The 13492-nt window shown below is 36.1% G+C and carries 14 protein-coding genes; 10 read left to right on the top strand and 4 right to left on the bottom strand.

Annotated features, from left to right (window positions below; genetic code table 11):
* Positions 1-4 precede the first annotated feature (4 nt).
* The 7 genes from PALPR_RS03645 (at position 5) to PALPR_RS03615 (ending at position 7023) form a co-directional block, all read left to right on the top strand.
* Positions 5-1099: a Nif3-like dinuclear metal center hexameric protein gene (locus PALPR_RS03645; RefSeq protein WP_013444266.1), complete on the top strand. Its 1095-nt coding sequence runs from the start codon at positions 5-7 to the stop codon at positions 1097-1099.
* Positions 1100-1104: 5 nt separating this feature from the next.
* Positions 1105-1881, top strand: a complete 777-nt coding sequence (locus tag PALPR_RS03640) for a zinc ribbon domain-containing protein (protein WP_013444265.1) — start codon at positions 1105-1107, stop codon at positions 1879-1881.
* Positions 1882-2812: 931 nt separating this feature from the next.
* Positions 2813-3301 carry a helix-turn-helix domain-containing protein gene (locus tag PALPR_RS03635; protein WP_013444263.1) on the top strand — a complete coding sequence of 163 codons (489 nt, stop codon included), beginning with the start codon at positions 2813-2815 and terminating at the stop codon, positions 3299-3301.
* Between the two features lie 149 nt (positions 3302-3450).
* Positions 3451-4227, top strand: a complete 777-nt coding sequence (locus PALPR_RS03630) for a dihydroorotate dehydrogenase electron transfer subunit (RefSeq protein WP_013444262.1) — start codon at positions 3451-3453, stop codon at positions 4225-4227.
* Positions 4215-5126 carry a dihydroorotate dehydrogenase gene (locus PALPR_RS03625; protein WP_013444261.1) on the top strand — a complete coding sequence of 304 codons (912 nt, stop codon included), beginning with the start codon at positions 4215-4217 and terminating at the stop codon, positions 5124-5126. The genes PALPR_RS03630 and PALPR_RS03625 overlap by 13 nt, the downstream gene beginning before the upstream one ends.
* A gap of 100 nt (positions 5127-5226) precedes the next feature.
* Positions 5227-6330 carry a CapA family protein gene (locus PALPR_RS03620; RefSeq protein WP_013444260.1) on the top strand — a complete coding sequence of 368 codons (1104 nt, stop codon included), beginning with the start codon at positions 5227-5229 and terminating at the stop codon, positions 6328-6330.
* Positions 6331-7023, top strand: coding sequence for a DNA alkylation repair protein (locus tag PALPR_RS03615; RefSeq protein WP_216086315.1), 693 nt, complete (start codon positions 6331-6333; stop codon positions 7021-7023).
* 74 nt (positions 7024-7097) lie between these two features.
* Here PALPR_RS03615 and PALPR_RS03610 read toward each other — a convergent pair whose 3' ends face one another.
* From PALPR_RS03610 to PALPR_RS03600, 3 genes are all read right to left on the bottom strand, one after another.
* Positions 7098-7463 carry a hypothetical protein gene (locus PALPR_RS03610; protein ID WP_013444258.1) on the bottom strand — a complete coding sequence of 122 codons (366 nt, stop codon included), beginning with the start codon at positions 7461-7463 and terminating at the stop codon, positions 7098-7100.
* Positions 7464-7554: 91 nt separating this feature from the next.
* The gene (locus tag PALPR_RS03605) at positions 7555-7917 is read right to left on the bottom strand and encodes a hypothetical protein (RefSeq protein WP_013444257.1); all 363 of its coding nucleotides are present in this window, start codon (positions 7915-7917) and stop codon (positions 7555-7557) included.
* A gap of 233 nt (positions 7918-8150) precedes the next feature.
* On the bottom strand, positions 8151-8609 hold the full coding sequence (locus PALPR_RS03600) for a type I restriction enzyme HsdR N-terminal domain-containing protein (protein ID WP_013444256.1): 459 nt from the start codon (positions 8607-8609) through the stop codon (positions 8151-8153).
* Between the two features lie 159 nt (positions 8610-8768).
* On the opposite strand from PALPR_RS03600, the gene PALPR_RS03595 reads away from it, so the two are divergent.
* The 3 genes from PALPR_RS03595 to PALPR_RS03585 all read left to right on the top strand — a co-directional run bounded on the left by PALPR_RS03595 (position 8769) and on the right by PALPR_RS03585 (position 12804).
* Positions 8769-9542, top strand: a complete 774-nt coding sequence (locus PALPR_RS03595; RefSeq protein ID WP_013444255.1) for an AMP nucleosidase — start codon at positions 8769-8771, stop codon at positions 9540-9542.
* Between the two features lie 39 nt (positions 9543-9581).
* Positions 9582-10598, top strand: a complete 1017-nt coding sequence (holA, locus tag PALPR_RS03590; RefSeq protein WP_013444254.1) for a DNA polymerase III subunit delta — start codon at positions 9582-9584, stop codon at positions 10596-10598.
* Positions 10599-10662: 64 nt separating this feature from the next.
* Complete coding sequence (locus PALPR_RS03585) at positions 10663-12804, top strand: Tex family protein (protein WP_013444253.1); 2142 nt, start codon at positions 10663-10665, stop codon at positions 12802-12804.
* Between the two features lie 37 nt (positions 12805-12841).
* On the opposite strand, the gene PALPR_RS03580 is transcribed toward PALPR_RS03585, so the two are convergent.
* Entirely contained in the window at positions 12842-13417 is a 576-nt protein-coding gene (locus PALPR_RS03580; protein WP_013444252.1) for a DJ-1/PfpI family protein, read from the bottom strand.
* Positions 13418-13492: the final 75 nt, after the last annotated feature.

Genomic DNA, 13492 nt, shown 5'->3' with positions numbered 1-13492 from the left:
CTATATGATTGTAAAGTCTGTTTGTGAACTTATTGAAGAGGTTGCTCCACTATCATTGCAGGAAAGTTATGATAATGCAGGATTGCTTGTTGGTGACCCACAAATGGAAGTTACAGCAGTATTGGTTTGTATTGATATAACTGAAGAAGTAATTGAAGAAGCCATCCAAAAGAAATGCAATCTGATAATTTCTCATCATCCGCTTATTTTTACAGGTTTGAAGAGAATAACAGGTCAAAATCTGGTACAACGTTGCGTAATAAAAGCTATCAAACATGATATCTGCATATATGCTGCTCATACCAATCTTGATAATGTTTTATCTGGTGTAAGTGGAAAAATGGCTGAAAAACTGGGACTTACGAACCTTCAAATTCTGCAACCGAAACAAAATTTATTGCTCAAATTAGTTACCTATGTTCCTAACAGTCATGTTTCAGAAGTAAAACAAGCCTTGTTTCAAGCGGGAGCCGGAGTGATAGGTAATTATGACTCTTGTAGTTTCAGTGTTGAAGGTAGCGGAACTTTTCGAGCCAATGAAAAAGCTAATCCATTTGTAGGTAGTATCAATAATTTGCATACAGAGTCGGAGATTCGTTTAGAAGTTATTCTGCCTGAATATCAAAAGTATAAAGTACTTGAGAGTTTGCTAAAAGTGCATCCGTATGAAGAGCCTGCGTATGATTTTATTGCTTTGCAAAATGCCTGGAATCAGGTAGGAGCAGGGATAGTAGGAGAGTTGGCTGATCCGGAGGATGAAAGCTTCTTCTTAAACCGATTGAAGCAGGTATTCAATGTGCAGTCCATTCGCCACACCAATCTTTTCGAAAAAAAGATTAAGAGAGTTGCTTTATGCGGAGGTGCCGGGAGCTCATTTTTACCCGACGCTATTCAAGCCAAAGCCGATGTATACATTTCCGGTGATTTTAAATATCATGAATTTTTCGACTATCAAAAGCAAATTTTGATAGCCGATATCGGACATTTCGAAAGCGAACAGTTCACAAAAGACATTTTTTTTGAGATAATTACAAAAAAAATGCCTACATTTGCAGTCCAAATTTCAGACAGTAAAACCAACCCCATAAATTATTTGTAATCAATATGGCTACAGAATTAAAAACAGAAAAAGAAATTACCGTTGAAGAAAAGCTTAAAGCACTTTTTGAGCTTCAGAAAGCGGTTTCCCAAATAGACGAAATTAAAATTTTGCGCGGCGAACTCCCATTGGAGGTGCAGGATTTAGAAGACGAAATTATTGGTTTAAATACCCGTTTGGAAAATTTTGAAACAGAAATAGCTGAAATTGTTGCTACTATTGCCAGTAAAAAAATTGAGATTGAAGAATCTCGAATGAAAATTGCTAAATACAAAGAGCAACAAGACAATGTACGAAATAACCGTGAATACGATAATTTATCCAAAGAGATTGAATTTCAATCGTTGGAAATTGAACTTTGTGAGAAACGTATACGTGAATTTACAGCAGCACAAGAAACAAAGTCGTCTGAACAAAAAATCACGGCTGAGCATTTAGCAGAACGTAAGCTTGACCTGGAACAAAAGAAAGGTGAGCTAAACGAAATTGTTTCTGAAACAAAGCAAGAAGAAGAAAGACTTCGTGAGCATGCAAAAGAAATTGAATTTTTAATTGAGCCACGTCTGTTAACTGCATTTAAACGTATTCGTAAAAATGCAAGAAATGGGTTAGCAGTAGTATATGTTCAGCGTGATGCTTGTGGGGGATGTTTTAATAAGATTCCAGCTCAACGTCAGCTAGACATACGTCTACGCAAAAAAATTATTGTTTGCGAATATTGTGGTCGTATTTTGGTAGATCAGGAACTGGCAGGTATTGTTGTTCCTGTTTCGGAAGATTAAGCATAAACTTACATATTTTAGAGAGAGAGAGCCTGAAAATTTATTTTCAGGCTCTTTTTTTTTGTCTGAGAATTTAATTATCCCGTCATTTGTACAGTCGTTTTTAATTATTCGATTCTCATTGATTAATTATTGCTGTAAAGTGCTGATTAAAAATATTTTAATCAGCTTTTTTAATTGTTGTTGGTTGATCATTCTGTATAAAATCAATAAATTTCCTGGAAGACTAGGGTTGAGGGTCATATTTTTAGTTTCTCCTCTCTATTTTTCATTCTACTTCTCATATCAAACATTACAGTTTTCTTTCTTGCTATAACTGATGACAATAATTACTAGTTTCTCCTCAATAAAATAATCTTCATAAATTTATTTGATTCACATATGTATTATTTGATCGAGTTCACAAATATATTTGAGACTTCACAAAAATAATTTTTAAAAATGTATGTACTAAATTACGCATGTAACGTCGATAAATTCATACATGTAATTATATATACAAAAATGAATGTATAGATATGAAGTAAATAAACATAAGAAAAATAGTCATATAATATACTTATAATCATTATTATACACTTAATTTCTATATTTATAATTCATCTGTATGTTCACTAAAGTAATATAGTTGTCATATTTAGTCATTTAAGACATATATATGTAATCAATTAATTGATAATCAATATATATAAGCTTATATATCTGATTTTATGATTTAATTAAATTCATACTTAAAATAATATGAATATATGCTTTAAATAAAGAGTATAAACATATATTATATACAAAGTACAAGGTACTATGCGTATATACATTTGTGTAATTACAAAAGTAACATATTACAACTGTGATTAATTTGCATATGTGAGTCAATTCACATATCTTTGTAAAGTAATTATAATTGTACACTTCACACATATATTGCTTTATTATGGATGAAAAAGAAAGAATTGAAAAGATTATGCAGCAGGAAGAAATGAACTCTGCTGTATTTGCCGCCGAAATAGGTATTCAAGGCTCTACTCTATCCCATATTTTAAATGGAAGAAATAATCCAAGTTTAGATGTACTAAAAAAAATTCTGAATCGCTTCCGTACGATTAGCTCAGATTGGCTTATTTTGGGTGTTGGATCAATGTATCGCTCAGAAAAGCAATCTCAGGCGCCCACATTATTCGATTCTATTGATGAAAATGTCTATAAATCAGGTGATTTAGACTTAAAAACGGATGAAAAAAAAGCATCACAATCTTTATTCATCCAGCAAAAAAACTCTCCTGTTGCAGAAACTGTGTCCGAAATTCCGCAGGAGCCAACAATTCCTGTTAATTATCCTTCTGTGGAATCTGTCTCCAAGTCTGTCAAAAAAATTATTGTGTATTATACTGATAATACATTTCAGGAATTTGACTCAAAGTGAATTTGAAATAATTTCAAACATTTGAACCTTTAAGTGCTATATTTGACTGCCGTGTCAGGAAAATTATGTAATTTTGTACTACATAATAATTGTTTTTCCTCACCTGTATCAATTTTTATATTCTATTGATACATAATATATTACAAACGATGAAGAAATACATGCTTGACTTGATTATAAAGGAAAACAAGCAATTAAGCAATCAATATTCACTCCTTATTCTTACTTCACCAGATAAACTACCAGAAATATTACCAGGACAATTTGCAGAAGTGCGTGTTGATGGTTCTCCAACTACTTTTTTACGTCGTCCAATATCTATTCATTATGTTGATTATAAGCTTAATGAGTTGTGGATATTGATTCAAATTGTGGGTGATGGAACGAAAAGAATGGCTGAAATGAATGTGGGAGAATCATTAAATATGCTTATACCACTGGGAAACAGTTTCAACTTTCCTGAAAGAAAAGATGCTAAAGTGCTTTTAGTTGGTGGAGGCTGTGGCGTGGCTCCTTTGTTATATCTGGGTGCTCACTTGAAAAATGCAGGTTTTGAAGTTAATTTTCTACTAGGCGCCCGCTCTAAGACCGATTTATTGCAGCTTTGTGAATATGAGCGATTCGGGAATGTGTATACCACAACAGAAGATGGAACTCATGGAGAACGAGGTTTTGTGACCCAGCATTCTGCTTTAAACAACTCTAATTTCGATTATATTTATACTTGTGGACCTACACCTATGATGAAGGCTGTGGCTGCCTATGCGCTTAAAATAGGGGCTAATTGCGAGGTGTCACTTGAAAATACCATGGCTTGTGGTATTGGTGCCTGTCTTTGTTGTGTGACCGATACAACAGATGGACATCTGTGTGTGTGTACTGAAGGACCTGTTTTTAATATTACAAAGCTGAAATGGCAAATTTAAACATCAATATTGGTAAATTACAATTGAAAAACCCAGTGATGACTGCATCTGGGACATTTGGTTATGGAACTGAGTTTTCGGACTTCATGGATGTGTCGCGAATAGGCGGTATATTTGTGAAGGGCACAACTCTTCGGGATAGACAAGGTAACCCATATCCGCGTATGGCTGAAACTCCGTCAGGCATGCTAAACGCTGTGGGACTGCAAAATAAAGGTGCTGACTACTTCATAAACCATATTTATCCAACTATAAAAGACATCGATACAAATATAATTGTGAATGTCTCAGGTTCTACGATAGAAGACTATGTAGAAACGGCTGAAATGCTAAATTCTTTAGAAAAAATCCCTGCAATTGAATTAAATATATCTTGTCCGAATGTAAAAGAAGGCGGAATGGCTTTTGGAACAAGCTGTTTGTCTGCTGCTCAAGTAGTTAAAGAAGTGCGAAGGGCTTATAAAAACGAATTAATAGTAAAGCTTTCGCCAAATGTAACGGATATTTCAGAGATTGCACTGGCTGTAGAGGCCGAAGGAGCCGATTCTGTTTCTCTTATTAATACGCTTTTGGGAATGGCTATTAATGCAGAGAAGAGAAAGCCAATTTTATCTACTATAACAGGGGGTCTTTCTGGTCCTGCGGTTAAACCAATAGCTCTGCGTATGGTTTGGCAAGTGGCACAGGCGGTGAAAATACCGGTGATAGGACTTGGAGGCATAATGAATGCGGCAGATGCTATTGAGTTTATGCTTGCCGGGGCTTCTGCAATTCAAATTGGTACTGCAAATTTCATTGATCCTACAGTTTCAATTAAAGTTGTTGATGGGATAAATGATTATCTTGATCGGCATGGATATAAATCAGTTAGTGAGATCGTAGGTGCATTGGAAATTTAAACACATTATTAGTGAAAATCAGTAATAAAAAGTCTTGATTGTCTGTGATTTAATCGGATAGCTTACTTGAATATTGTCTAATGCTTTCATTTAGAATTTTATGAAGAAATACTTTCTATTGTTTGCATTTTTATTTTTATACATCAATTTGCTGCATAATTATAGCAATGTTCGGCTTTTTTCAAATAAGAAAGAGTTGGTTTCGCTAATATTTGTTGGAGATATTATGGGCCATTCTCCCCAATTTCACGCTGCCTATAACGAAAACACTAATACATATAACTACGATGTTTGTTTTCAGCAGGTTAAGCGCTATATTCAATCGGCAAATTTTGCTGTTGCTAATTTGGAAGTCCCAATTGCCGGCAAGCCATATAGTGGTTTTCCTTATTTTTCCAGCCCCGATGAATTGCTTGATGCAATCAAAAAATCAGGATTTGATATCCTGCAAACAGCTAATAATCATATTTTAGACAGAGGTAAGATTGGATTAGAACGAACTCTGGTGCAGATTGATAGAAGAAAATTACATTCTATTGGGAGCTATATTGATGGTAATCAACGAAATAAAACTTACCCACTTATTTTGGAATCTAACGGATTGAAGCTGGCTTTTTTTAATTGCACTTATGGCACAAATAGCATAAGAGTGGTTAAACCAAATCTTATCAATTATATTGATACGCTGGAGATTATAGAGGATATTGAAAAAGCGAATAAACTTGGTGCTGATGTGCGGATAATGACTGTTCACTGGGGCAATGAGAATGAATTAAAGGCTAATGTTGTCCAACGGAGCCTGGCAAAATTCTTTGTAAATCATGGTATTAATTTAGTTGTAGGTTCACATCCGCATGTTATACAAAATGCTGAAATTATGAGAAATAAGGATGGAAAACAGGTTCCGGTGTTTTATTCGCTGGGAAATTTCATATCCAATCAACGAGAATCTAATAATAAAGGTGGTTTAATGTTGAAGGTTGATATTAATTCTCATTCCAAAAAAATCACCAGTGTTTCGTATTTGCCTGTTTATGTTCATCGCGGGAGGTTGAATGGTGATTTTCAGTTTCATTTGATTCCAACAATCGATTTTGAGAAAAATCCTTCTGCATTTGCATTAAACAAAGAGGATAGTGCTTCTTTGATACAGTTTGATATAAAAACGCGTGATAGATTATCCAATATCAAATTAATTCAATAGATGATGAAATCAACTGTAAATGAGATTCTTGACGAATTGAAGTTGTTGGTAACCGCTGATCATTATGCTAAACTCTCACATTTTGGCATTAATGCAACTAAAGCTTACGGTGTTAAGATACCGTTGCTGAGGCAATTTGCAAAGAAGATTGGGAAGAATCACGAATTGGCTTTAGCACTTTGGGATACCGATGTGCATGAAGCGCGTCTGCTGGCTTCAATGATTGAGCTGCCTGAATTGATTACTGATAATCAGTTTGATAGCTGGGTTAATGATTTTGATTCATGGGATATGTGTGATCAATGCTGTGGATTATTGGGAGATAGTCCGTTAGCCCTTCAGAAAGTAGATGATTATTCTGTTCGTACTGAGGAGTTTGTAAAAAGGACGGCTTTTGTTTTGATGTGTCAGTATGCTGTACATCATAAGAAAATGGAGGACGATCAATTCTGCTATTTTTTGAAAATCATCGAACGTGAAGCCTGGGATGAACGAAATTTTGTGCGAAAAGCTGTAAATTGGGCTTTACGACAAATAGGCAAGCGCAATGAATTCTTGCGGTTAAAAGCTATAGAATCCGCAGAAGCAATTTTGAATCAGAATTCTAAGTCAGCTCGTTGGATTGCGACTGATGCATTGCGGGAACTGAGAAGTCAGAAAGTAATTGATTATATAGAAAAGCATCGGAAATAAGTTTTCATCAAAAAAAAATGAGGGTGTATCAATCTAGTTGATACACCCTCAATAGTTTATGAGTTGGTTCTTGCTTATTCGTTGATAGCAAGTAACGTTACTTTTTCATTGTAAACAGATACATTGAGCATAGTCAGATATTTTCTGTATTGCGATTCGGAAAGAATAGCTTTAGCGTTAGCCAGATTGAACATCAATGCTTTTTGAGCTGAGTTTTCGTTGTCGGCTTTTAATGATGAGTTCAACTTGTTTTCAGTAAGTGAAAACACATATTTAAGTTGATCCGCTTGTTCTTTGTCTGCATCCAAATAACGAACTATTGAGCTAAAAGTGCTTGCGTTATTAAGTTTGTAGAAAATACTGTAATCACGTGGATTTACTGCTGATACACTGGCGCCAAATGCTACCAGGATAACTATTAAACTAAGAATCTTTTTCATAACCTTAAAAAAATAAATTATACAATTTAAAATACCTATAATAAAAATATAATACCTAATAAAAAAACGTCTTTTTTGAATGGTTAGCTGCTTATTTTTGAGCAACTAACACTGATTTTTCGTTGTACGAAAATGTATTGAGCATTTTCAAATATCTTTCGTATTGATCTTGCGACAAAATACATTTGGCATTGTACAAGTTGTATTTCATTACACTTTCTGCTAATTTCTCGTTGTTGCTTTTTGTAGCGTTATCCAATTCTTTAGTTGTTTCATCGAATATTTGTTTGAGAAAATCAGCCTGTTCTTTATCTGCTTCTAAATACTTTACTATACCGCTGAAAGTTGATTTATTGTTTAGCGAATAAAACACTGAGTAATCCTTAGGATTGAGAGCGAACGTACTAGCTGAAGTTGCAACTAATACCAAAACTAACATTAAAATCTTTTTCATAACATGGAATTTAAATAACAATCTTCTTTTATACCTATACCTATTAAACGAAAAATAAAGATTAAATACGTCTTATCAAATCTTCTCTGATTGACGATGCAAAATTATATGTTTTACAACATAAAATCAGCATCTTTCGCGTTAAATCTTTATTCTGCCATACATATTTAACTGTTATACAACATGTTTTTATTTATTACAACTGATTATCAGCAATATAAAAATATTAAAATCTAACAACCTTTAATAGCAAAATAGTCCGGAATTTGGGAAAAATACTCATATTGTGCTGTTTTGGTGTTTACTTTGCAGCAAAAGTGCTCAATTCCGTTGCTGACAATAAACAAATCCACGTTTAATTTGCTGTTATACACAGCTACCTGATCGAAGGTGGATTGGGAAATGGGTACGTTTGGAGCTTTAAATTCAATAATCATGATGGGGGCAGCCAGGCTATTATATAATATGGCATCGCATCGTTTTTTCATACCATTTACCACCAACTGCTTTTCTATGGCAAGATATGCGGCAGGATATCCTTTCTCTTCGATAAGAAAACGAATGAAATGCTGGCGTACCCATTCTTCGGGGGTGAGTGAGACGTATCTTTTACGTTGAGCATCAAAAATTAGAAGTTTTTCGTCTTGTTTTTTTATTCGAAAATTATACTCAGGTAGGTTTAGTTGCCACATTTTTTCAGTATTTTTGTTTCCAATTATTAATTATTACGTGCAAATAGCGCTTATTTTTTGAAGTCAACTTCTTATAAAATAGTGTTTTTCAGCTATGATGATGTATTGTATGCTGGTAATTGTGCGAAATTACAAAAACAAACTATAATATTGTAGGTTATGAAAACAAAAAAAGAAATAGTTGAAAATTGGTTACCTCGTTATACCAAACGTCCACTGAATGAATTCACTGATTATATATTACTTACCAACTTTAATAATTACGTAGAATTATTTGCAGAATGGTATAATGTGCCGGTTGTGGGGAGAGATGGCAATATGCCAAATGCTTCGGCAAATGGAATTACGATCATTAATTTTGGTATGGGAAGTCCAAATGCGGCCATAATCATGGATATTTTATCGGCAGTTAACCCAAAAGCGGTTCTGTTTCTGGGTAAATGCGGAGGACTCAAGGATAAAAACAAGTTGGGAGACTATATTTTACCGAGTGCTGCCATACGAGGCGAAGGAACATCCAATGACTATTTCCCACCAGAGATACCGGCTCTTCCGGCTTTCAGCTTGCAACGTGCTGTGTCTTCGAATATTCGTGACTTTGGGAAAGATTACTGGACCGGTACAGTCTATACCACCAACCGACGTGTGTGGGAACATGATGAAAGCTTTAAAGACTATCTGCGTCAGACACATGCATTGGCTGTGGATATGGAAACTGCAACTTTGTTTTCGGTTGGTTTTTATAACAGTATACCTATTGGAGCTTTACTTTTGGTTTCGGATATGCCTTTGCAGGAAGATGGAATTAAAACCAGTGAAAGCGATAAGAAAGTAACTGTCAACTTTGTGGAAGAACATATAAAAATAGGAGTAAAGTCCTTATCTTCATTGATTAATAACAGTAGAACTATCAAGCATTTGAGATTTGAATAGTTTTTTATCTCAGAAAAATACTTTTCCAACAACCAAAAAGTGGCTAAACAAGAAACAACATACGATCAAATTCTGACAGATCTCCGTAAGAAAGAGTATAGTCCGGTTTACTTCCTGATGGGAGAAGAACCTTATTATATTGATGTAATATCTGATTTTATTCAGAAAAACGTGCTTGATGAGACAGAGAGAGAGTTTGATATGACCATTTTATATGGAAAGGATATTGATATCACGACGGTGATAAATGCGGCTAAACGCTACCCCATGATGGGAGCTTATCAGGTATTGATTATAAAAGAAGCTCAACTGATTAAGGATTGGGATAATTTTGTTCACTATTTGTCTAATCCGCTAAAATCTACAATATTAGTTCTGTGTTATAAATACGGTATGCCCGATAAGCGTAAGAAATGGTTTCAGGAAGTTCTGAAGGTTGCCACAGTATATGAATCAGCCAAATTACGTGATTATGAAGTTGGGAGCTGGATTACAAAGTATTGCAAATCGAAAAATGTGGCTATTGACGAAAAAGCAGTAGCAATGATTGCTGAGTTTCTAGGGACTGATTTGAGCAAGTTGGTGAACGAACTTGATAAACTCTTGTTGACAAAACCAGCTGATATGCAACGGTTAACTCCCGAACTGGTAGAAAAGAATATTGGAATAAGCAAAGATTTCAATGTGTTTGAATTACAGGCAGCACTGATTAATAAAGATGTGGTGAAGGTGAACCGTATAATACGCTATTTTGCTGAAAATAAAAAAGCTAACCCGATGGTAATGGTGTTGTCGCAGCTATTTAAATTTTTTAGCGATTTGATGATATATCATTATCTATCAGATAAAAGTCAAGGTGCAGTGGCTTCTGAACTGAGGATAAATCCCTATTTCGTAAAAGATTATCAAAAAGCAGCTCAGAGCTTTGGAGCCTGGAAAACCATGAATATCATATCATGGATTCGCGATACGGATGCAAGGTACAAAGGGATTGATAATCCAAGTACCGACGAAGGCGACTTGATGAAAGAGCTGGTTTTCAAAATTCTGCATTGAGATGACCCTAACGCCTAAAGGAGCTCAAACTTTATAAACTTTCAACTTTACAAATTCATTTCCAATGTCAACCGAAACGACTCAAATTCCGGCTAAATTTATATCACTTATAGCTAATTCGCTTCAACTCGCTGAAAAACAAATTCGAAATACCATTCAGTTGCTCAACGAAGGTGCTACCATACCTTTTATCAGTCGTTACCGTAAAGAAATGACCGACGGATTGGATGAAGTACAAATAGCCAATATCAGTGAGCAATACGATAAATTGTGCGAACTGGCCAAACGGAAACTGGCTGTCCTGAAATCGATAGATGAACAAGATAAGCTGACAGAAGAGCTTAAGGCCAGAATTGACAACTGCTGGAATATAAACGAGCTGGAAGACATTTATCTGCCTTACAAACCCAAACGCCGTACAAGAGCTGAGATTGCCCGTGAGAAGGGTTTGGAACCTTTGGCCAAGATGATGATGAAACAGCAATCCAACGATGTGGACCGTTTGGCGCAACCGTTTGTCAAGGATAAGGTTGAAAATGTGGAAGAAGCCTTGGGAGGTGCCCGCGATATTATGGCCGAGTGGATAAACGAAAGTGAAGCTGCCCGAAATGCTATACGTCAGATATTTGCCCGCGAAGCTGTGATAACTTCAAAATTGATTAAAGGAAAGGATGAGGAAGCTCAGAAATACCGTGATTATTTTGATATGACCGAAAAACTGGCACGTTGTTCGTCGCACAGGTTACTGGCTATGCGTAGGGGTGAGGCTGAAGGTTTTTTACGTGTGGGTATTTCGCCCGATGACGATAAGTGCTTGGAAAGATTGGATCGTATTTTTGTAAAAGGAGAAACAGAATCATCGCAGCAAGTGGCTGATGCTGTTACCGATGCTTACAAACGATTATTAAAACCCAGCATTGAAACCGAATTTGCTGCTGAAAGTAAAACGAAAGCCGACACAGAAGCTATACGTGTTTTTGCCGAAAATCTTCAGCAGTTATTGTTAGCACCGCCTTTGGGACAGAAACGGGTACTCGGTATCGATCCCGGTTTTCGTACCGGTTGTAAAGTAGTTTGTCTTGATGCTCAGGGGAATTTACTGCACAACGAAACCATTTACCCCCATCCACCTGTGAATGAAACTTCGCAAGCCATGCGCAAGGTACAGAAAATGGTAGAAGCCTATAATATTCAAGCGATTGCCATTGGTAACGGAACGGCTGGACGCGAAACCGAGCAATTTATTCAAAACACCCGATTTGACAGGGAAGTAAAGCTCTTTGTGGTGAGTGAAAACGGAGCATCCATTTATTCGGCTTCCAAAATTGCCCGGGATGAGTTTCCCGAGTATGATGTAACGGTACGTGGAGCAGTTTCGATAGGACGTAGATTGATGGACCCGTTAGCTGAACTGGTAAAAATTGACCCAAAATCAATTGGAGTAGGTCAGTATCAGCACGATGTAGATCAAAGCCAATTAAAAAAAGCGCTGGATCAAACGGTGGAAAATGCAGTGAATCGGGTAGGAGTGAACCTCAATACTGCCAGCAAGCATTTATTGACCTATGTTTCGGGGCTTGGGCCGCAACTCGCTCAAAATATTGTGGACTTCAGAGCCGAAAACGGAGCTTTTAAAAGTCGTAAACAGTTGATGAAAGTGCCCAAGATGGGTGCAAAAACCTTTGAACAGTGTGCAGGCTTTCTACGGATACCCGATGCGGAACATTTGCTGGACAATTCGGCTGTACACCCTGAGAGTTACGGTATTGTTGAGGCAATGGCCAAGGACTTGAAAGTGGATGTAAAAGAATTAATCCAACAAAAAGAACTCCGGAAAACTATTGATTTACAGAAATATATTAGTCCTAAAGTAGGATTGCCCACACTGAATGATATTTTGTATGAGTTGGAAAAACCCGGACGTGACCCACGTAGTGCCATTCAGGTTTTCGAGTTTGATGCCAATGTAAAAAACATTTCCGATTTGCGAATTGGCATGGAATTACCCGGAATCGTTACCAATATCACGAACTTTGGAGCTTTTGTAGATATCGGTATTAAAGAAAACGGGTTGGTACATATCTCTAATATGTCTGACAAATTTATTTCTAATCCGGCCGATGTAGTGTCGGTTCACCAGCATGTGAAAGTACGGGTTTTGGAAGTAGATGCTGTTCGTAAACGTGTTCAATTGAAACTGTTATAGATTATATTTCACCTGAATGTTATTGAGAGATAAAATTTTAAAAGCCCATTAATTTACGAACAGAGTCGGCATTACTTTTTGTTGTCAGGTGTTCCAGCAATAGTAATGCTACATCCACAGCTGTGGACGGATTCCAGGAGGTAATTATATTGTTATCTTCCACAATCGGTTGATGTATTACCTGAACACCAAATTCTGCCAAGGCTTTTCGTCTGATATCGCTATTGTAGGTAGTGGCTTGTAGCCCTTTCAATATACCGCTTTTTCCAACAGGCAAAGCACCTACGCATATCGATGCAATAATCTTATTCTGAGCTTTAAAACTCCGGATTATATCCAGAAATTTGTCGGCATACGCATCGTTATAAAAACCGTATACCTCAAAACCACCTGGAATAGCTAAAGCATCAAATTGGTTGACGTCAATTTCATCTGCCACGTAATCCACTATAAATCGCTGATTAAATGAGCTTTTTATTTCCTTTTTCAGCCCGCAGGTAAACAATTGAGTAGAACCATCGCCTTCCTCCATATTCCAACCGATAACATCAATAAAAACACTAGCTTCAAAAGTCTCAAATCCGTCGGCCAATAGCAGTAATACCTTTTTCATATTTCATCAAATTTATAAATCAAAGTTTTATCGGGTAACTAAGTCAAGTTATAAATAAATCAGATACTTACGCAC

It is taken from the genome of Paludibacter propionicigenes WB4, from assembly GCF_000183135.1.
In the GTDB taxonomy this organism is placed as follows: Bacteria; Bacteroidota; Bacteroidia; order Bacteroidales; family Paludibacteraceae; genus Paludibacter; species Paludibacter propionicigenes.
Note: the sequence above shows the minus strand (reverse complement) of the source record. Positions and strands in the feature narration are given on the sequence as shown.